At 47.6% G+C, this 20,763-nt stretch carries 14 protein-coding genes, 10 tRNA genes, 3 rRNA genes and 1 other RNA gene; 27 read left to right on the top strand and 1 reads right to left on the bottom strand.

Features of this window, described 5'->3' with window-relative positions; all coding sequences use genetic code 11:
* Positions 1–64 precede the first annotated feature (64 nt).
* Positions 65–1,231 carry a S8 family peptidase gene (locus MHH46_RS00590; RefSeq protein ID WP_036679942.1) on the bottom strand — a complete coding sequence of 389 codons (1,167 nt, stop codon included), beginning with the start codon at positions 1,229–1,231 and terminating at the stop codon, positions 65–67.
* Positions 1,232–1,691: 460 nt separating this feature from the next.
* On the opposite strand from MHH46_RS00590, the gene rpoE reads away from it, so the two are divergent.
* The 27 genes from rpoE to MHH46_RS00725 all read left to right on the top strand — a co-directional run bounded on the left by rpoE (position 1,692) and on the right by MHH46_RS00725 (position 20,743).
* Positions 1,692–2,240 (top strand): DNA-directed RNA polymerase subunit delta, encoded by a 549-nt coding sequence (gene rpoE, locus MHH46_RS00595; protein WP_036679939.1) that lies wholly within the window; start codon positions 1,692–1,694, stop codon positions 2,238–2,240.
* A 325-nt stretch (positions 2,241–2,565) separates the two neighbouring features.
* The gene (locus MHH46_RS00600; RefSeq protein WP_076130377.1) at positions 2,566–4,173 is read left to right on the top strand and encodes a CTP synthase; all 1,608 of its coding nucleotides are present in this window, start codon (positions 2,566–2,568) and stop codon (positions 4,171–4,173) included.
* A gap of 270 nt (positions 4,174–4,443) precedes the next feature.
* Entirely contained in the window at positions 4,444–4,830 is a 387-nt protein-coding gene (locus tag MHH46_RS00605; protein ID WP_036679935.1) for a response regulator, read from the top strand.
* Positions 4,831–5,037: 207 nt separating this feature from the next.
* Positions 5,038–5,892, top strand: a complete 855-nt coding sequence (fba, locus tag MHH46_RS00610; RefSeq protein WP_036679934.1) for a class II fructose-1,6-bisphosphate aldolase — start codon at positions 5,038–5,040, stop codon at positions 5,890–5,892.
* Positions 5,893–6,080: 188 nt separating this feature from the next.
* Entirely contained in the window at positions 6,081–7,334 is a 1,254-nt protein-coding gene (locus MHH46_RS00615; RefSeq protein WP_036679932.1) for a UDP-N-acetylglucosamine 1-carboxyvinyltransferase, read from the top strand.
* A 164-nt stretch (positions 7,335–7,498) separates the two neighbouring features.
* A complete protein-coding gene (rho, locus tag MHH46_RS00620) occupies positions 7,499–8,851 on the top strand; it encodes a transcription termination factor Rho (RefSeq protein WP_036679930.1) in 1,353 nt (450 codons plus the stop codon).
* 25 nt (positions 8,852–8,876) lie between these two features.
* On the top strand, positions 8,877–10,154 hold the full coding sequence (locus MHH46_RS00625; protein WP_038568079.1) for a radical SAM protein: 1,278 nt from the start codon (positions 8,877–8,879) through the stop codon (positions 10,152–10,154).
* A 121-nt stretch (positions 10,155–10,275) separates the two neighbouring features.
* Positions 10,276–10,473 (top strand): 50S ribosomal protein L31, encoded by a 198-nt coding sequence (gene rpmE / locus MHH46_RS00630; protein ID WP_036679927.1) that lies wholly within the window; start codon positions 10,276–10,278, stop codon positions 10,471–10,473.
* 117 nt (positions 10,474–10,590) lie between these two features.
* Positions 10,591–10,859: signal recognition particle sRNA large type (gene ffs / locus MHH46_RS00635), an RNA gene on the top strand.
* Between the two features lie 137 nt (positions 10,860–10,996).
* Entirely contained in the window at positions 10,997–12,766 is a 1,770-nt protein-coding gene (gene dnaX / locus MHH46_RS00640; protein WP_076195059.1) for a DNA polymerase III subunit gamma/tau, read from the top strand.
* A gap of 47 nt (positions 12,767–12,813) precedes the next feature.
* Entirely contained in the window at positions 12,814–13,125 is a 312-nt protein-coding gene (locus tag MHH46_RS00645; RefSeq protein ID WP_036679924.1) for a YbaB/EbfC family nucleoid-associated protein, read from the top strand.
* A 38-nt stretch (positions 13,126–13,163) separates the two neighbouring features.
* Positions 13,164–13,763: a recombination mediator RecR gene (gene recR / locus MHH46_RS00650; protein WP_036679922.1), complete on the top strand. Its 600-nt coding sequence runs from the start codon at positions 13,164–13,166 to the stop codon at positions 13,761–13,763.
* 137 nt (positions 13,764–13,900) lie between these two features.
* Entirely contained in the window at positions 13,901–14,152 is a 252-nt protein-coding gene (locus MHH46_RS00655; RefSeq protein WP_076187197.1) for a DUF2508 family protein, read from the top strand.
* A gap of 42 nt (positions 14,153–14,194) precedes the next feature.
* On the top strand, positions 14,195–14,452 hold the full coding sequence (locus MHH46_RS00660) for a pro-sigmaK processing inhibitor BofA family protein (protein ID WP_405132623.1): 258 nt from the start codon (positions 14,195–14,197) through the stop codon (positions 14,450–14,452).
* Positions 14,453–14,753: 301 nt separating this feature from the next.
* A 16S ribosomal RNA gene (locus MHH46_RS00665) occupies positions 14,754–16,311 on the top strand.
* Positions 16,312–16,435: 124 nt separating this feature from the next.
* Positions 16,436–16,552 (top strand): 5S ribosomal RNA (gene rrf, locus MHH46_RS00670).
* Between the two features lie 46 nt (positions 16,553–16,598).
* Positions 16,599–16,675 (top strand) — tRNA-Ile (locus MHH46_RS00675).
* 24 nt (positions 16,676–16,699) lie between these two features.
* Positions 16,700–16,775 (top strand) — tRNA-Ala (locus tag MHH46_RS00680).
* 169 nt (positions 16,776–16,944) lie between these two features.
* Positions 16,945–19,871: ribosomal RNA gene (locus tag MHH46_RS00685) — 23S ribosomal RNA — on the top strand.
* Together the 16S, 23S and 5S rRNA genes with 10 tRNA genes alongside form the textbook arrangement of a ribosomal RNA operon.
* A gap of 82 nt (positions 19,872–19,953) precedes the next feature.
* A tRNA-Ser gene (locus MHH46_RS00690) sits at positions 19,954–20,045 on the top strand.
* 30 nt (positions 20,046–20,075) lie between these two features.
* Positions 20,076–20,152 (top strand) — tRNA-Met (locus MHH46_RS00695).
* Positions 20,153–20,160: 8 nt separating this feature from the next.
* Positions 20,161–20,236 (top strand) — tRNA-Val (locus MHH46_RS00700).
* 32 nt (positions 20,237–20,268) lie between these two features.
* Positions 20,269–20,344: transfer RNA gene (locus MHH46_RS00705), tRNA-Thr, on the top strand.
* A 14-nt stretch (positions 20,345–20,358) separates the two neighbouring features.
* Positions 20,359–20,436, top strand: a tRNA-Asp gene (locus MHH46_RS00710).
* Positions 20,437–20,498: 62 nt separating this feature from the next.
* Positions 20,499–20,571 (top strand) — tRNA-Phe (locus tag MHH46_RS00715).
* 8 nt (positions 20,572–20,579) lie between these two features.
* A tRNA-Tyr gene (locus MHH46_RS00720) sits at positions 20,580–20,665 on the top strand.
* Positions 20,666–20,670: 5 nt separating this feature from the next.
* Positions 20,671–20,743: transfer RNA gene (locus MHH46_RS00725), tRNA-Lys, on the top strand.
* The last annotated feature ends 20 nt before the right edge of the window (positions 20,744–20,763 follow it).

The following is a 20,763-nucleotide window of genomic DNA, read 5'->3' on the forward strand; positions in this document are numbered from 1 at the left end:
CGTTCTTCGCACCGGCATCAGCTGCGCTAACGTCAGAGTGACCCACCCGGTGCCCGGGCGGGGTCTACACGTTCGCGGAGACCGAACGCTTCGCCCTTACTCCTGCTCTCAGCAGGCGTAGGGCATCGGCAGAGCCGCCGCCTAGGGATGCGCGGCGCTGCCCCTTACGCAGCCGCACCGGGGACGCGGTGCGGCGCAAGAGCAGCTTCAGCTCCCTTGGCGTGAGGCCCGGTCGCAGTGCGAGCAGCAGTGCGGCGGCTCCCGTGACATGCGAGGTCGCCATGGAGGTGCCGCTCATTTCTTTGTAGCCCTCCTTCAGCCAGCAGGAGGGCACGCCTTCGCCGGGCGCGTATACATCGATATATGAACCGCGATTGCTGAAGCCGGCAACCCGGTGTCTTTTATCGATGGCGCCCACGGCTATCGTCTCGGGATAACGGGCGGGATAGTCCCCGCCACGTTTGCCGTCATTCCCAGAGGAGGCAATGACGGCGATTCCGGCCCGATACGCTTTTATAACCACATTGTGGAGCGCCTTGCTTCTAGTCTTCATTCCAAAGCTCATATTAATGACGTCGATTCGGTTCTGGACACACCAATCAATACCTAGCACAATATCGGATACATAGGCTGATCCACTATGATCAAAAGCCTTGACTGGATATAGCAGCGCTCGCGGCGCCACTCCCATCATTCCGCGATTCCCCCCTGCTGCCGCTAAGGTTCCGGCGATATGAGTTCCGTGCCCATTATCATCCAGCGGCAGCATTCCGCGGTGTAGTAGGTTGACTCCAGTGGCTAATGAATGCTTCAGATCGGGATGACGGTAATCCGCGCCGGTGTCAATGACGCCGATTTTGACGTGAACTCCGGTTGATTTAGACCATGCCTGAGGAGCATGAATCGCTTTCACCCCCCATGGGAGCGCTGCGATTCCGCTTTTTTCGTTAGCTATGGAATGGATTTGGATTTGCAGATCGTCCTCGACATTTAGAAGGTCTGCAAATCGGTTCATCAGCTTTCCGGCGGCAGCGGGCACGAAGAAGGCCCGAATCAGCGGAGATACCTGTACTTGCCGCAGCTCGGGCTGCTTTGCTTTTAGAGCCTTCCATTGTGAGAAAGCTCCGGCATACTGGCGGGGATCGTTGAAGGTAAGAATACGCCGCTCACCATTTTTGGGGGCAACCGATATTTCTTCAAGAAGCATGTTCCAAAATTTGTAATAGTCCATAGGTTTCGCTGTCCCTCCTCGGTGCCCTGCTGCCATATTGTATGAGCGGAGGGAGGGGTCCGAATGGGAACTTGCCCTTTTTTAAGGAAATGGGCTGCCCAGCGTGTCAAAAGACGGCGCTTTACATAAAATAAACAGAAGAGATTAAAACTCTCTTTGTAACATCCCGTAAGGAGCCGATCCTTGGCGTGGATACAGTCATGCGCGGAGGTCTTCCTCCGCCTTTTTAAATCCCATTTCTAAAAACTTTGGGTGCGGCGACCCTTGCTACAATTACATATCAACTCTTCTTGATGAAGACAGGTTTCCTGTATGGATAATAAGCAGGAGGCTTTTTCTGTTGGGCGGTTCTTGCATTTGACTTGCATTTTGTTGTTAAATAGGTTTTACTTAGTTTTGTTAATGGATATTATTGAAATAAACCGTAATGTGAACAATGCGTGAGAGGAAGTGTCCTTTAGTGAGTACGCCACTCAATTTAAAGCTAGACCCTGAGAAAGTTAAAGAAATGCCAATGGTGGATCTTGCCTTTCTGGTGCTTAAAGCAGCCAATACACCGTATTATTACCGTGATCTGATGGTCGAGGTAGCCAAGTTACGCGGCATGACCGATCAAGAAAGCCAAGATACTATTGCCCAGTTATATACCGAGATTAACATTGACGGGCGTTTTGCCTGTGTCGGAACCAACCTTTGGGGACTGAAACGCTGGTATCCTCTTGAGCGCTCCGATGATCCGGTTGGTAACACTAAACGGGTGCGCATCATCAACGATGAAGACGATGATTTGGAAGATGACGATTTTGCTGATGAAGAAGAAAACTACACAGCTGAAGAAGAGGATTTCGACGCTATCGATGAAGATCGCGACGACCTCTATTCTGACGACGACAGCGAAGAAGAAGTCGACGAAGATGTCGTGATCGATGAAGATGACATAGACGAAGACGATACGGACGAAGACGATGCAGAAGATGGCGACGATGAAGATTCCGAGGATGACAAGTAAGATCAATAATCAGAAGAGTCTTGTCTGTGGCATAATTCCTCCCTTGACAGTGGGGGATCGTCAGAGTAAACTATTGCATGGGCTTATCATGTAAGTTAATAAACGTGTTTTCTAAAATAAAAAGTGCCCCGGTTCTACGGGTGTCACTTTTTTGTTTTTTTAGATGCAAAGTAGCTGTAGATTAATGGAATTTGAGGGATGACGGTTTATGTTTTCCCCGGTGAATTAAACTTTTGATTTCCCCTGTTTTGATGATAGTAAAACGGGTTACGATAAACACCATGTGCCGCTTTTATGTTTGGACTTTATTTAGGAGGGTTTTACAGTGACAAAGTATATTTTTGTAACGGGTGGCGTTGTGTCTTCCCTGGGTAAAGGCATTACCGCCGCTTCGCTGGGCAGGCTGCTCAAGAACAGAGGTCTAAAGGTAACGATTCAGAAATTTGATCCGTATCTTAACGTAGACCCTGGAACAATGAGCCCTTACCAGCACGGAGAAGTCTTCGTAACGGATGACGGTGCAGAGACTGACCTTGACCTTGGGCACTATGAACGGTTTATTGATATCAATCTGTCGAAGAACAGCAATGTGACGACAGGTAAGATCTATTCATCCGTAATCAGCAAGGAACGTCGTGGAGAGTACTTGGGTGGAACTGTACAAGTTATCCCGCATATTACGAATGAGATCAAAGAACGCGTGTTCCGCGCGGGCCGCGAGACCAACTCTGATGTAGTTATCACAGAGATCGGCGGTACTGTAGGGGATATTGAAAGTCTTCCGTTCCTGGAAGCGATTCGTCAAATCAAGAGTGATATTGGCCGGGAAAATGTGATGTATATCCACGTAACCTTGATTCCTTATATCAAGGCTGCTGGAGAAGTGAAGACGAAGCCGACACAGCATAGCGTTAAAGAGCTGCGCAGTATCGGTATTCAACCGAATGTCATCGTGTGCCGGACGGAATATGAGCTTTCCGCGGACATGAAAGCCAAAATCGCACTCTTTTGCGATATTGATGCTAATGCTGTTGTGGAATGCCGCGATGCTTCGACGTTATATGAAGTTCCATTGAACCTTCGTGATGAAGGATTGGACGAGATTGTTGTTAATCATTTGAAGCTTACAACACCTGCGCCAGATATGCGCGAATGGGAAAGTATGCTTAGCCGGATTCAGAAATTAGAGAAGACAGTAGAAATCGCAATTGTAGGTAAGTACGTAGCACTGCATGACGCTTATTTGAGCGTTGTTGAATCACTTTCACACGCAGGTTTTGCTGCGAATGCAGAGGTTAAGATCCGCTGGGTGAATGCAGAGGAAATTACGGATGAGAACGTGGACGAAATGCTGCGTGGTATTGGCGGTATTCTTGTTCCTGGTGGTTTCGGTGATCGGGGAATCGAAGGTAAAATCTCCGCTATTCGTTATGCCCGTGAGCAATTGATACCTTTCTTTGGCATTTGCCTTGGAATGCAGGTTTCTGTAATTGAATATGGCCGTTCTGTTCTTGGACTACAAGGTGCAAACAGCTCCGAAATCGATCCAAATACACAATATCCATTGATTGATTTGCTTCCTGAGCAAAAAGATATTGAAGATATGGGCGGCACTATGCGTCTTGGGTTGTATCCTTGTAAGATTATTCCGGACTCTCTGGCAATGTCTTGCTATGATGATGAACTGGTATATGAGCGTCACCGTCACCGGTATGAGTTCAACAATGCTTACCGTGACGAAATTGAAAAAGCAGGACTGGTTATCTCCGGAACTTCTCCGGATGGCCGTCTAGTTGAGATCGTAGAGCTTCCAGAGCATCCGTGGTTTCTCTCGGTTCAATTCCACCCGGAATTCACTTCGCGTCCGAACCGCCCGCAACCGCTATTCCGTGAATTTGTCAAAGCCTCTTTGACGCATTCCGAGCAGCAATAATTTATACACAGACAGAAAGAACCCTCGGTTCTTAAATAGTCGAAGAGAGCCTTCATCCGAAGGCTCTCTTTTTGTATTACCCTTTAATAGAAATATTGTAACTGACATTTATTTCATTTTAGACTCTTTATTTACCCATTTTATCCAATTAGCAGGATTTGGACAGTAAAGCACGAATAATAGGTTTCGTATGGAGTAGTTTCTAAAGGGGCCGGTCGCTGTGGAGAGCGCGGTATAGTCAATCTGCCTTAATTTCTGGGAGGGTATCGTATGGAAAAGAAGAAAGTATTAATTGTCGATGATCAGAATGGGATCCGGATTCTTCTTATGGAAGTGTTCAATAGTGAGGGATATACAACATTTCAAGCGGCTAACGGAAAATTGGCATTAGACATTGTTCGCAGCGAGTCACCCGATTTGGTCTTACTCGATATGAAAATACCGGGAATGGATGGACTCGAGATTCTGAAGCATCTAAAGGAGATCAATCCGTCCATTAAGGTCATTATGATGACGGCATATGGTGAACTGGACATGATTAAGGAGGCGACCAAGCTAGGGGCGTTAATGCATTTTACAAAGCCGTTCGACATAGACGAAATGCGCGTAGCGGTAAACATGCATCTTCATAACAAGTCTGTGGATCAATGCAGTTAGAACGGTGATTTCTGTATCGGTCCTATTTCGCGTGGTGACTCCGAAGAGGATGAGTGTAATTGTTATATGGGCTGGATAAAAATCGTCCCACCGGGACATTTTTTTGTTTACCCTATTTAGTATTTGACACAGGATGTGCTATAATAAGCCTGTATGTGATGTCGGTTTAAAAACATAGCCAACCAACATTCTTAGGAGGATGAAACCATGCCATTAGTATCTATGACAGACATGTTGAACAAAGCACTTGAAGGAAAATATGCAGTAGGTCAGTACAACATTAACAACTTGGAGTGGACTCAAGCTATTCTTGGTGCCGCTGAACAAGAAAAATCACCAGTAATCCTTGGTGTATCTGAAGGCGCAGCACGCCACATGGGCGGCTTCACTACTGTTGTTAAAATGGTTGAAGGTCTAATTATTGACATGAATATCACTGTTCCTGTAGCTATCCACCTTGACCATGGATCTAGCTTTGATAAATGTAAAGCAGCAATTGATGCTGGATTTACATCCGTAATGATCGACGGTTCCCATCACCCAATCGATGAGAACATCGATATGACTAAAAAAGTCGTTGAATATGCTCACGCTAAAGGCGTTTCTGTAGAAGCTGAAGTAGGTACTGTTGGTGGACAAGAAGACGACGTTATCGGCGGCATCATGTATGCTAAGCTTGATGAGTGCGTACGTATTGTGAAAGAAACAGGTATCGACACCCTGGCTCCTGCACTTGGTTCCGTTCATGGACCTTACCATGGCGAGCCTAACCTCGGATTCAAAGAAATGGAAGAAATCCGTGACGCTACTAACATCCCAATGGTTCTTCATGGTGGTACAGGTATTCCTGAACATGACATCAAGAAAGCCATCTCCCTGGGTACTTCCAAAATCAACGTGAACACTGAGAACCAAATCGTGTTCGCAAAAGTGGTTCGCGAAGTTCTAGCTGCTAAACCTGATGCTTACGATCCACGTACATTCATCGCACCAGGTCGCGATGCAATCAAAGAAACCGTTATTGGTAAAATTCGCGAATTTGGATCCAACAACAAAGCCTAATCATTGTAGCTTCCGCCTCAGGTGGACAAGCAATTTGTTAAAGGATAGGGCTATTACTCTGTCCAGTTGAATAGTTTGATGAGGAAAGCACACCGCTTAGCCGGTGTCTTTCCATTTTCATCACTAAAAGTCCACAGCACGTATTGCCCACCCAGCTGCAATACACGTAGGGGGAAATTGATAAATCTATGGAAAAATTAATGATTGGCGGTGGACGTCCGCTAGAGGGCGTTGTAACCATCAGTGGAGCAAAGAATAGTGCCATCGCGCTTATTCCTGCGGCAATTTTGGCCGAATCTGAAGTTGTTCTGGATAATTTACCGTCCCTTAGTGATGTAGCCGTTTACTCCGAAATCTTGCAAGAGCTTGGCGCTAATGTATCCTGGTCAGGCAATCAGATGAGAATTGACCCTTCACGTATTGTATCTATTCCAATGCCCAATGGGCCGGTTAAGAAACTTAGAGCTTCGTATTATATGATGGGAGCTCTGCTTGGAAGATTCAAAGAAGCGACAATAGGTCTTCCTGGTGGCTGTAATTTTGAACCTCGTCCAATTGATCAACATATCAAGGGATTCGAGGCTTTGGGAGCCACAGTTACCAACGAACATGGTTCTATCCACTTATATGCAAAAGAGCTACGCGGTGCGAAGATTTATCTGGACGTATCAAGCGTAGGTGCCACTATAAACATCATGCTGGCGGCTTCACGAGCCAAAGGCTCTACAATTATTGAAAATGCGGCTAAAGAGCCTGAGATTATAGATGTAGCTACCCTATTGAACTCTATGGGCGCTGTTATTAAAGGCGCTGGTACAGAAACCATCCGGATCGAAGGGGTCTCGGAAATGCACGGTTGCCGTCATTCCATTATTCCCGATCGGATTCAAGCAGGAACTTATATGATTGCCGCTGCGGCTACGCGCGGTAATGTGTTGATAGATAACGTTATTCCTAAGCACTTGGAAGCCTTAACAGCCAAGCTTTTAGAGATGGGCGTGGATATTGAAGAGCTTGATGAAAGTATCCGAGTTATAGGTAGAGCTAATTATGAACATGCAGATGTTAAAGCACTGACCTATCCTGGATTTCCTACAGATTTACAATCTCCTATGACAAGTATGCTGACACAGGCAGAAGGGGTTAGTGTGCTTAGCGATTTCGTCTACAGCAACCGCTTCAAGCATGTGCCAGAGTTGGTAAGAATGGGCGCAAAGATTCGTGTTGAAGGCCGATCTGCAATTATTGAGGGCAGTAAACTTAATGCTGCTAAAGTAAAGGCAGCTGATCTGCGTGCGGGTGCAGCCCTTGTCATTGCCGGGTTAACAGTAGAAGATGGTATTACTGAAGTGACCGGCGTAGAGTATATTGATCGTGGTTATGATAATTTAGTGAGCAACCTTCGGCAACTTGGTGCTCATGTTTGGCGTGAGAATGAATAATATTAGGATATCCCGCTTGGAAGGAGTATTAATTTGCGGCCAAACCGCATATTTCCTTCCATTTGGGGTAATACTAACCTAATGAGCATTTTAATAGAATCATATTTTTGCCTAGTAGATAGACTAGGAAGAACTCATTTAAAAATTGAATAGGTGGTTATTACATGGATCTTCAAATTTCCGATCTGGAAGAAATGAAGCTGACCGAGTTATATAAGCTGGCCAAGAAATACCAGATCCCTTATTACGGACAGCTGAAGAAACGGGAACTGATCTTTGCGATCCTTCGGGCACAGGCAGAGCAGAGCGGTCTCATGTTTATGGAAGGCGTACTAGAAATTTTGCCTGAGGGCTATGGGTTTCTTAGGCCGATTAACTATTTGCCCAGTGCTGAAGATATTTACATCTCAGCTTCACAAATTCGTAAGTTTGATCTCAGAAGCGGAGATCTTGTGTCTGGTAAATGTCGGACACCAAAAGAAAATGAACGATATTTTGGCCTGCTTCAAGTCAATGCCGTTAATGGCGAGAACCCTGCTAGTGCAGCGGAGCGTCTTCATTTTCCAGCATTAACACCACTTTATCCGCAAGACAAGCTACCGCTTGAAACATCCCCTACTCATTTGTCTACCCGAATAATGGATTTGCTCGCTCCTGTAGGTTTGGGGCAGCGGGGTTTGATTGTAGCACCTCCAAAAGCAGGAAAAACGCTCCTCTTAAAAGAAATTGCCAATAGTATTTCCACTAATAATCCTGAGATTGAGCTCTTTGTATTGCTGATTGATGAACGTCCTGAAGAAGTAACCGATATGCAGCGTTCTGTAAAAGGCGAAGTGGTTGCATCGACGTTTGATGAGCTTCCAGAGAATCATATTAAAGTGGCTGAGCTTGTGTTGCAAAGGGCACTTCGTTTAGTTGAGCACAAGAAGGATGTAGTTATTCTTTTGGATAGCATTACGCGTCTGGCGCGTGCTTATAATCTGGTGGTTCCACCATCTGGACGTACACTTAGCGGGGGGATTGACCCGGCGGCTTTTCACCGGCCGAAGCGGTTTTTTGGTTCTGCACGGAATGTGGAAGAAGGCGGCTCATTAACTATTTTGGCAACAGCATTAATAGATACTGGCTCGCGTATGGATGATATTATATATGAAGAATTTAAGGGTACCGGTAATATGGAGCTTCATTTGGACCGCAAATTGGCGGAACGCCGGATATTCCCAGCTATCGATATTCGTCGTTCAGGTACACGTCGCGAAGAAGTGCTCTTGAGCAAAGAAGAACTGGATACGATTTGGGCGATTCGCAAAAATATGAACGAGTCCTACGATTTTGTGGAGGGATTCATCAAAAAGCTGCGTGATACGAAGACTAATGCTGAGTTCTTGGCATCCTTTGACGTTGCTGGGGCAAAAACAACACCAAACGGGACTGCAAGTAACGGAGGCACCTCCAACAGCGGTACAGCTGCTCGTCGTACCACACGGGCGAAGACACCTTCAGTACCTACAACTTGAGAATTGATAATAAGAGGAGACTAACATGTATTTGGTATATGCCGACGGGCAAGGAAACGTATATGATCATCCTGAACTGTACGGGCTAGCCCGTAGTGGGGATATGATTGTTGAAATGCTGGAGGAAGAATTAATTCCATTACCAGAAGGTGCTACGCTCGTGGGCTTGCCTAGTACACGTGCTGTGGGTATGAATCCTGAGACGGGTGAAATGATGTCTTTGCCGGAAGGTTCGCAGGCTGTCGGAGCGCTGCTGCCGCAAGGCTACACTCGTCTATGTCTTCCTGGTTATGTGAAGACAGATAAGTCTTATAAGCTTCCTCTGTTTGGGTATTCGGCTGTAGTGTGGAAGGATGGCGGGTTCTATGTTGCGGCAGACCCTACCGATAATCCAGAGAAATGGAATCCACTTAATTGTGACAAAGAAGATCTTGAAGTCAGTGTTGGTGAGATGACAGCCAAATATCCTGATAACCGCCTCTATGAGCATCTTTCTAACTGTGCGCTTGGCTATGAATGCCTGACTTCCTCCAATACCTTTTTAGGGCGTTGGGAGGGCGGTGTACCCGTCTCTTATTCATGTAATGCTGGATGTTTTGGCTGTATTTCTGAGCAACCTGATGATAGCGGCTTTGTATCTCCGCAGACTCGGATGAATTTCCGGCCTACGGTCAACGAAATTTCACAAGTTATGTTGGAACATTTAAAGACGCCTGAATCGATTATCAGCTTTGGACAAGGCTGTGAAGGGGAACCTTCCACGCAGGCAAAACTTATTATAGAAGCTATTCGTGAAGTGCGCTCGATTACTGATATGGGCTATATCAATATCAACACCAATGCGGGATTAAGCGATCATATGCGAGGAATCGTTGATGCTGGGCTCGATTTGATGCGTGTCAGCACAATCAGTGCCCTTGATGACCATTATAATGCTTATTACAAACCACGCGGTTATACATTGGCCAATGTAGAAAAATCTTTGAAATACGCTGCTTCGCAGGGGGTTTACACATCGATCAATTATCTGATCTTCCCTGGAGTGACTGATCGCGAAGAAGAGATTGAAGCGATGCTGGAGTTTGTAAGACGTACTGATCTTAAGCTTATTCAGATGCGCAATCTAAACATTGACCCGGAGAGTTATTTAGAGTTGATTCCTCCTGCCCAGGGTGAAATCCTTGGGATGAAGACGATGCTTGATATTTTCCGCGATGAACTGCCGGATGTAGTTATAGGCTCTTATACACATGTGCCACCAGCAGATATGGCGCGGGCTAAGCGGCGGGGAATCAATATTTAAGCAGCTAAAATGTAAATATGAAACATATTGCCCAATTTGATATTTCGTGCTAAAATACCACAGTGTAATCATATAACTCTGGGTCCGCATGAGGCTTAGGGCATGAGAGGTGAAATTCAAAATGCAAGAAGCAATTCAACCAAAGTATAATGTAACTAAGGTAACCTGCGCATGTGGCAACACTTTCGAAGCTGGCTCTGTTAAACAAGAGCTTCGTGTCGAAATTTGCTCCAACTGCCATCCGTTCTTCACTGGCAAGCAGAAGTTCTTGGATGCCGGCGGTCGCGTTGATAAATTTAAGAAGAAATATGGTATCTAATTTGAACAGTCGCTTTGCGGCTTAACGGTTAGATTGAGCCCCCAGTTGTATAGCTGAGGGGCTCATTTTATGTCTTGGAGTTGATTTTTGTCCGAGCGTGAGCTATACTTATCTTCGCCGTGCTAGACGGGGAGGTAGCGGTGCCCTGTAACTCGCAATCCGCTGTAGCGAGGTTGAATTCCTGTTAGAGGTGCTATCGATGTGAGGCCTTGGTTCCTACGGGCTGTGTTGACAGTTGGGTCCTCCGCAATGAGTGCTTATGAACCTGGTCAGGTCCGGAAGGAAGCAGCCATAAGTAAGATTACTCTTGTGCCGGAGGGTGGCCTAACTCGAGCAGTCATGTAGGGGTGCCGCTTGGATCGTAGCCATCAATAACAGGTGCACGGTTTATAATTCTGTTTATCATAGCATCTTTGCCACAAGCAAAGATGCTTTTTGTTTTTGGTCAATAGCCGATGAATATAGTATAATAAATTTGCGACAAATGCCGGGAAAGCGGCAGCTTAAGAGAGGGTAATGCATAGTGGAACATATCGCGCTGTACCGTGCTTGGCGGCCGCAGTCGTTTCAAGACATGGTTGGACAACAGCACATTATCCAAACGCTGCAGAACGCAATTCGTGAACAGCGGGTTTCGCATGCCTATCTGTTCAGCGGTCCGCGGGGAACTGGTAAGACAAGTGCTGCTAAAGTCTTAGCTAAAGCGGTTAACTGTGAACGTGGGCCAGGTCCGGAACCTTGTAACGAATGTCCATCCTGCCTGCGAATCGCTGCGGGTAATGTAATGGATGTGCAGGAAATAGATGCGGCATCAAACCGGGGCGTAGAGGAGATCCGTGATCTGCGTGAGAAGGTGAAGTATGCACCTACCGAGGTGCGCCGTAAAGTGTATATCATTGATGAAGTGCATATGCTGACGACAGAAGCTTTTAATGCTCTATTAAAGACTTTGGAGGAACCGCCGTCACATGCGATGTTTATTCTTGCGACAACGGAACCTCACAAATTGCCGGCGACAATAATTTCCCGTTGTCAGCGTTTTGACTTCCGTAGAGTGGCGTTAGAAGAACAGACCGCCCATCTGACTGCTATTTGTGAGAAGGAAGGGATTACAGCGGATAACAACGCATTGCAGTATATTGCCCGTCTATCTGATGGTGGTATGCGTGATGCATTGAGCTTGCTGGATCAGATTTCATCCTTTACAGATGGTAATGTTACGTACGAGCAAGTGTTAGGAATGACAGGGGGAATTCCCTCCGAGCAATTTGCACGTCTTGCCACTGCCATATTAGAAGGTGATATGGGTCTTCTTCTGGAGCTCGTTGAGCAGCTTATGCATGAAGGTAAAAGTGCAGATAAATGCCTAGAGAATCTCATGTATTATTTCCGTGATTTATTGATGATTAAGATGGTACCCGAGGCCGATCAATTAACAGAGAGGGTGCTGAATCCTGCTGAATTTAAAGATATGGCCACCGCATTTTCTCGGGAGCGTCTATTTCAGATTGTAGATACAATCAATAAATACCTAGGTGAAATGAAATACGCAACACATCCTCAGACACTGTTTGAAGTGGCGCTGATGAAGCTTTGCAGCTTGCAGCAAGAGGTAAGTCAGAGCGCCGCATTTGCTCCGTTAGGTGAAACAAATGCCGGAGTAAGCGCGAATCATTCGAGCGTTGACTCTGGTGAACTGGATCTTCTCAAAAGACAGATCGCAGCACTGGAGAAGAAGCTGGAACAGGCAATGCAATCCGGTGGTATTTCCGGAGGAGGGCGTGATGGTGCTCCTGCACCGAAATCGCACGCGGTTCCAACACCGCGGGTTTCTTCAGCCTCGAAAATGCCTCCTAACGTAGATAGGTTTATTGCTGGTAAGGATAGTCCCGATTTTGCAGCTGTCTATAAACAGTGGAGCCTTGTCCTGCAGGGAGTAAAAGAGGAAAAGGTAACGGTTCATGCATGGTTTGTAGACGGTGAGCCAGTATCGATTATGGAGGATGCGGTACTTGTTGCATTCAAGAACACGATTCACCGCGATACTACTGAGAAGCCGGCAAACAGACAGGTTATTGAGAGTGTGCTTGCAGCGCGTCTAGGAAAACCTTATAGACTTGTAACCATGATGCTTCGTGACTGGAATGAAGCTGCCCAGAAGTCTGTGGGACAGACTGGCAAAGAAGAACTGCAATTGGAGCATGAACACGATACTGCAGAAGCTAAACCTGAACCTTGGATTGATGAGGCTATCCAGCTTTTTGGAGAAGACCTTGTTGTCATAAAAGAGTAATATAAACATACTAGCGCTAATTGCGCATTCCAAAGGAGAGACGATGTATGAATAATATGAACCAAATGATGAAGCAAGTTAAGAAAATGCAGGAGCAAATGCTTAAAGCTCAAGAGGAACTCGGAGGCAAGGTTATTGAGGGTTCATCAGGTGGCGGCGTAGTTACTGTTCAAGTAAACGGCCACAAAAAATTGCTGTCTATTCAAATTAAACCGGAAGCCGTTGATCCGGAAGATGTTGAAATGCTGCAAGATCTTGTAATCACTGCTGTAAATGATGCATTGACTCAAGCTGAAGAGCTTGCTAACAATGACATGGGTAAATTCACTGGTGGAATGAAGATCCCAGGCTTGTTCTAATAGCCCACTCCACTTCAGTCTAAAGGAGAATTATTAATTTGTATTATCCCGAACCGCTAGCTAAGCTGATCGATGCTTTTACGCGTTTGCCCGGGATTGGACCGAAGACAGCCGCCCGGTTAGCTTTTCATGTGCTTAACATGAAAGAGGATGAAGTCATTGATTTTGCAAAAGCGCTAGTAAGCGTCAAACGCAATCTTCACTATTGCTCGGTCTGCTGTAATATTACGGATACGGACCCATGTAAGATATGTCAGGACAAAACTAGAGATCCTTCAGTGATATGTGTGATTCAAGACTCTAAGGATTTGGTGGCTATAGAACGAACCAAGGAGTTTAATGGATATTACCATGTTCTTCAGGGTGCTATTTCACCTATGGAGGGTATCGGCCCTGATGATATTCGCCTGAAAGAATTATTGACCCGTCTGAGTGATGAGAGAGTAAGCGAGCTTATAATGGCGACTAACCCCAACATTGAGGGAGAAGCAACGGCGATGTACATTTCTCGTCTTGTTCGGCCGTTTGAGATTAAAATCACCAGGATAGCTCATGGCTTGCCTGTAGGTGGCGATCTTGAATACGCTGATGAAGTTACTTTGTCCAAAGCGTTGGAAGGCCGTCGCGAGCTATTCTAGCAGCTCTATAGTGGTATTTTTCAAAAAGGAAGCCCTCGGGTTTCCTTTTTTTTGTTCTAAGTTTGTCCCTATCCCGATATGAATGAGAATAACGAGATGTGTATTTTGCATCAAAATTATTCTGAGGAGGAATTGAAATGGGATGGTGGAGAGAGCTGTGGTGGGGAGTGGATAAGGAACAAGGCGAAAAGGAAAGTGAGGGATGGGAAACCCTCTTAGAGGTCCGTAAGGCGCATTCAGAGTGGGAGAGGGCGTACCTGATGTTCGACGAGGCGTTGGGACAGGATCAGATAGATTACGCAATATATATTTTGGAGGCCGCAGAACGTAAATATCAGATACATCTCAAACATGCAAAAAGCTTGGGGTTGAACAGCAGTCAAATATAAGGGCTTATAAATAAATGTATAAGGGGGATCTACATGCTTAGAATGATAGCTATGGGCGTATTGATATTATCCGTTATCTTATTAATTTTAGTTGTATTTAGAAAAAAGCTGGGTTTTGGGTGGCTAAGTTTATTTGGGGTTCATTTGGTATTGGCTGCACTCGGGATATATGTAGTGAACTTCTCAGGTTTGCTCACGCAGGTGTATATCCCTTTGAACCCTGCAACTATAGGCGCAGTAACGGTTCTTGGGCTTCCTGGCGTGGTGATGTTACTCGGATTAAGAATAATTTTGTTTTAATGCTTGACGTGGCTTTGAAAAATATGATACATTAAGTCTCGCCCGTTTGGACAAGCTGTTGATTAACAACTTGCTGAAATGGTCAAGCAAAAAAAGAAATTAAAAAAATGCTTGACGAAAACAAAGGCGCTGTGATATATTATAAAGGTCGCTGCTGACAAGCAACGACGACGAAAGATGAGACATTGATCTTTGAAAACTGAACAACGAGTGAGTGGGAAATCACGTAAGTGAAATCCAAATTAGAGAATTAATTTTCTCGTCAGATGTTTCAAAATGAGCATATCGCTCTTTTCAATACTAATTGGAGAGTTTGATCCTGGCTCAGGACGAACGCTGGCGGCGTGCCTAATACATGCAAGTCGAGCGGAGTTATTTTGAAAGCTTGCTTTCAAAATAACTTAGCGGCGGACGGGTGAGTAACACGTAGGCAACCTGCCCTTCAGACTGGGATAACTACCGGAAACGGTAGCTAATACCGGATAATTTCTTTTTTCTCCTGAGAGAAGAATGAAAGACGGAGCAATCTGTCACTGAGGGATGGGCCTGCGGCGCATTAGCTAGTTGGTGGGGTAACGGCCCACCAAGGCGACGATGCGTAGCCGACCTGAGAGGGTGAACGGCCACACTGGGACTGAGACACGGCCCAGACTCCTACGGGAGGCAGCAGTAGGGAATCTTCCGCAATGGGCGAAAGCCTGACGGAGCAACGCCGCGTGAGTGATGAAGGTTTTCGGATCGTAAAGCTCTGTTGCCAGGGAAGAACGTCCGGTAGAGTAACTGCTACCGGAGTGACGGTACCTGAGAAGAAAGCCCCGGCTAACTACGTGCCAGCAGCCGCGGTAATACGTAGGGGGCAAGCGTTGTCCGGAATTATTGGGCGTAAAGCGCGCGCAGGCGGCTATTTAAGTCTGGTGTTTAAACCTTGGGCTCAACCTGAGGTCGCACTGGAAACTGGGTGGCTTGAGTACAGAAGAGGAAAGTGGAATTCCACGTGTAGCGGTGAAATGCGTAGATATGTGGAGGAACACCAGTGGCGAAGGCGACTTTCTGGGCTGTAACTGACGCTGAGGCGCGAAAGCGTGGGGAGCAAACAGGATTAGATACCCTGGTAGTCCACGCCGTAAACGATGAGTGCTAGGTGTTAGGGGTTTCGATACCCTTGGTGCCGAAGTTAACACAGTAAGCACTCCGCCTGGGGAGTACGGTCGCAAGACTGAAACTCAAAGGAATTGACGGGGACCCGCACAAGCAGTGGAGTATGTGGTTTAATTCGAAGCAACGCGAAGAACCTTACCAGGTCTTGACATCCCTCTGAATCTGCTAGAGATAGCAGCGGCCTTCGGGACAGAGGAGACAGGTGGTGCATGGTTGTCGTCAGCTCGTGTCGTGAGATGTTGGGTTAAGTCCCGCAACGAGCGCAACCCTTAACTTTAGTTGCCAGCAAGTAATGTTGGGCACTCTAGAGTGACTGCCGGTGACAAACCGGAGGAAGGTGGGGATGACGTCAAATCATCATGCCCCTTATGACCTGGGCTACACACGTACTACAATGGCCGGTACAACGGGAAGCGAAGCCGCGAGGTGGAGCCAATCCCATCAAAGCCGGTCTCAGTTCGGATTGCAGGCTGCAACTCGCCTGCATGAAGTCGGAATTGCTAGTAATCGCGGATCAGCATGCCGCGGTGAATACGTTCCCGGGTCTTGTACACACCGCCCGTCACACCACGAGAGTTTACAACACCCGAAGTCGGTGGGGTAACCCGCAAGGGAGCCAGCCGCCGAAGGTGGGGTAGATGATTGGGGTGAAGTCGTAACAAGGTAGCCGTATCGGAAGGTGCGGCTGGATCACCTCCTTTCTATGGAGAATCGTTCTCTGCAATGAGAACATTCAAATCGGAAGCTTAGCTTCCACGATAGAACCCTCGGGTTCGAACACTCACTCGTGTTCAGTTTTGAAAGAGCAAGTCTCTTTCGTATGCGTTTGGTGGCGATAGCGGAGGGGTTCCACACGTACCCATCCCGAACACGACCGTTAAGCCCTCCAGCGCCGATGGTACTTGGACCGAAGGGTCCTGGGAGAGTAGGACGTTGCCAAGCGGACAACCAATTCATTGGTTGATTCACAATGTTATATATGTTATATGGGCTTTTAGCTCAGTTGGTTAGAGCGCACCTCTGATAAGGGTGAGGTCGGTGGTTCGAGTCCACCAAGGCCCACCATATAACACTATAGAGTAATTTTATGGGGCCATAGCTCAGCTGGGAGAGCGCCTGCCTTGCAAGCAGGAGGTCAGCGGTTCGATCCCGCTTGGCTCCACCATAAATTTTTAAATGAATAACTTTTTCAACTTGATCCTTGAAAACTGGATACCGAAACGAATTTGCGTTTTAGAACATCTTTTAGCAACTTGTGCAAACAAGTAAATGTTATTAGTGAGATGATTCCAAAGAGAATGTCATCGTATGATATTTTCCTGCGGAAGAATCAAGGTTAAGCTAATAAGAGCACACGGAGGATGCCTAGGCGCCAGGAGCCGACGAAGGACGTGGCGAACAACGAAACTGCCTCGGGGAGCTGTAAGCAAGCTTTGATCCGGGGGTGTCCGAATGGGGAAACCCAGCTGTGGTAATTCGCAGTTACTCATTTCTGAATACATAGGAAATGTAGAGGCAGACCAGGGGAACTGAAACATCTAAGTACCCTGAGGAAGAGAAAACAATAGTGATTCCGTCAGTAGCGGCGAGCGAACGCGGAACAGCCTAAACCTAAGAGCTTGCTCTTAGGGGTTGTGGGACGTCTCACATGGAGTTACAAAGGAATATGGTAGGTGAAGAGGTCTGGAAAGGCCCGCGATAGAGGTAAAAGCCCTGTAACCTAAACTGTGTTCTCTCCGAGACGGATCCCGAGTAGTGCGGGGCACGTGAAACCCCGTATGAATCCAGCAGGACCATCTGCTAAGGCTAAATACTACCTGGCGACCGATAGTGAAACAGTACCGTGAGGGAAAGGTGAAAAGCACCCCGGAAGGGGAGTGAAATAGAACCTGAAACCGTGTGCTTACAAAAAGTCAGAGCCCGATCTATGGGTGATGGCGTGCCTTTTGTAGAATGAACCGGCGAGTTACGTTTAACATGCAAGGTTAAGCCGAGAAGGTGGAGCCGCAGCGAAAGCGAGTCTGAATAGGGCGAATTAGTATGTGGACGTAGACCCGAAACCGTGTGATCTACCCCTGTCCAGGGTGAAGGTGCGGTAACACGCACTGGAGGCCCGAACCCACGTACGTTGAAAAGTGCGGGGATGAGGTGGGGGTAGCGGAGAAATTCCAATCGAACTCGGAGATAGCTGGTTCTCCCCGAAATAGCTTTAGGGCTAGCCTCGGTATAAGAGTAGTGGAGGTAGAGCACTGATTGGGTGCGGGGTCCGCAAGGATTACCAAGCTCAGTCAAACTCCGAATGCCATATACTTATTGCCGGGAGTCAGACAGTGAGTGCTAAGATCCATTGTCAAAAGGGAAACAGCCCAGACCATCAGCTAAGGTCCCCAAGTGTGTGTTAAGTGGGAAAGGATGTGGAGTTGCACAGACAACCAGGATGTTGGCTTAGAAGCAGCCACCATTGAAAGAGTGCGTAATAGCTCACTGGTCGAGTGACTCTGCGCCGAAAATGTAACGGGGCTAAACACACCACCGAAGCTATGGCTAGATACGTATGTATCTGGGGTAGGGGAGCGTTGTGTAGGGGTTGAAGGTGTACTGAAAAGAGCGCTGGACACTACACAAGTGAGAATGCCGGTATGAGTAACGAAAAGATCAGTGAGAATCTGATCCGCCGAAAGCCCAAGGTTTCCTGAGGAAGGCTCGTCCGCTCAGGGTAAGTCGGGACCTAAGGCGAGGCCGAAAGGCGTAGTCGAAGGACAACAGTTTGAAATTACTGTACCACCGTAATCCGCTATGAGCGATGGGGTGACGCAGGAGGGTAGTGACGCGGACTGATGGATGTCCGTCTAAGCAGTGAGGCTGATGTGTAGGCAAATCCGCACATCATTAAGGCTGGGCTGTGATGGGGAGCGAAAATTATAGTAGCGAAGGTCATGATCTCACACTGCCAAGAAAAGCCTCTAGCCAGGAGAAGGTGCCCGTACCGCAAACCGACACAGGTAGGCGAGAAGAGAATTCTAAGGCGCGCGGAAGAACTCTCGTTAAGGAACTCGGCAAAATGACCCCGTAACTTCGGGAGAAGGGGTGCCCCGGTAGTGTGAATAGCACGAGGGGGCCGCAGTGAAAAGGCCCAAGCGACTGTTTAGCAAAAACACAGGTCTGTGCGAAGCCGCAAGGCGAAGTATACGGGCTGACGCCTGCCCGGTGCTGGAAGGTTAAGGGGAGTGGTTAGGGGTAACCCGAAGCTATGAACCGAAGCCCCAGTAAACGGCGGCCGTAACTATAACGGTCCTAAGGTAGCGAAATTCCTTGTCAGGTAAATTCTGACCCGCACGAATGGCGTAACGACTTGGGCGCTGTCTCAACGAGAGATCCGGTGAAATTTTAATACCTGTGAAGATGCAGGTTACCCGCGACAAGACGGAAAGACCCCATGGAGCTTTACTGCAGCTTGATATTGAATTTGGGTACGATCTGTACAGGATAGGTGGGAGCCGTAGAAATCGGAGCGCAAGCTTCGGTGGAGGCGCCGTTGGGATACCACCCTGATCGTATCTAGGTTCTAACCTAGTGCCCTTACCGGGTACGGGGACCGTGTCAGGCGGGCAGTTTGACTGGGGCGGTCGCCTCCTAAAGAGTAACGGAGGCGTTCCAAGGTTCCCTCAGAATGGTTGGAAATCATTCGCAGAGTGCAAAGGCATAAGGGAGCTTGACTGCGAGACCTACAAGTCGAGCAGGGACGAAAGTCGGACTTAGTGATCCGGTGGTACCGCATGGAAGGGCCATCGCTCAACGGATAAAAGCTACCCTGGGGATAACAGGCTTATCTCCCCCAAGAGTCCACATCGACGGGGAGGTTTGGCACCTCGATGTCGGCTCATCGCATCCTGGGGCTGAAGTAGGTCCCAAGGGTTGGGCTGTTCGCCCATTAAAGCGGTACGCGAGCTGGGTTCAGAACGTCGTGAGACAGTTCGGTCCCTATCTGTCGTGGGCGCAGGAAATTTGAGAGGAGCTGTCCTTAGTACGAGAGGACCGGGATGGACGTACCGCTGGTGCACCAGTTGTTCCGCCAGGAGCATGGCTGGGTAGCTACGTACGGACGGGATAAGCGCTGAAAGCATCTAAGCGTGAAGCCCCCCTCAAGATGAGATTTCCCAATTAGTAAGACCCCTTGAAGACGACGAGGTAGATAGGTTGGAGGTGGAAGTGCAGCAATGCATGGAGCTGACCAATACTAATCGGTCGAGGGCTTATCCTATAGTTAGAATGCAGATTCGTTTCGGATTCAGTTTTCAGGGAGTCAAATTCCTGTTTGGATTGCTGTGGTACTGATATCGTTTGGAGAGATACCCAAGTGGCTATAAGGGGACCCTCTGCTAAGGGGTTAGACTGCGTAAGCGGTGCGTGGGTTCGAATCCCACTCTCTCCGCCATTTTCAATCCATAGCAATACTAATTATTGTGGCGGTGTAGCTCAGCTGGCTAGAGCGTACGGTTCATACCCGTGAGGTCGGGGGTTCGATCCCCTTCGCCGCTACCATAATACCTGGAGGCTTAGCTCAGCTGGGAGAGCATCTGCCTTACAAGCAGAGGGTCGGGGGTTCGATCCCCTCAGCCTCCACCATTTTCATCTTTTTAGAATTGCTTTTACACCGTGCCGGTGTAGCTCAACTGGTAGAGCAACTGACTTGTAATCAGTAGGTTGGGGGTTCAAGTCCTCTCGCCGGCACCATTTTTAATTAATGCGGAACCGTGGTGTAGTTGGCCTAACATGCCTGCCTGTCACGCAGGAGACCGCGGGTTCGAATCCCGTCGGTTCCGCCATTTTTTCCACAAAATGAGTGGGAAGTGTAAGACTTTTCCGCTTAATTGTCATGTAATCTTATGGCTCGGTAGCTCAGTCGGTAGAGCAGAGGACTGAAAATCCTCGTGTCGGCGGTTCGATTCCGTCCCGAGCCACCTTTTTTGGGGGATTAGCGAAGTGGCCAAACGCATCAGACTGTAAATCTGCTCACGTACGTGTTCGGTGGTTCGAATCCATCATCCCCCACCATTTATGAGCCATTAGCTCAGTTGGTAGAGCACCTGACTTTTAATCAGGGTGTCGAAGGTTCGAGTCCTTCATGGCTCATCCCAAACAGAAAGTCATCA

Origin of the sequence: Paenibacillus sp. FSL H8-0175, from assembly GCF_045040615.1 — a bacterium.
GTDB classification, from domain to species: domain Bacteria; phylum Bacillota; class Bacilli; order Paenibacillales; family Paenibacillaceae; genus Paenibacillus_AQ; species Paenibacillus_AQ odorifer.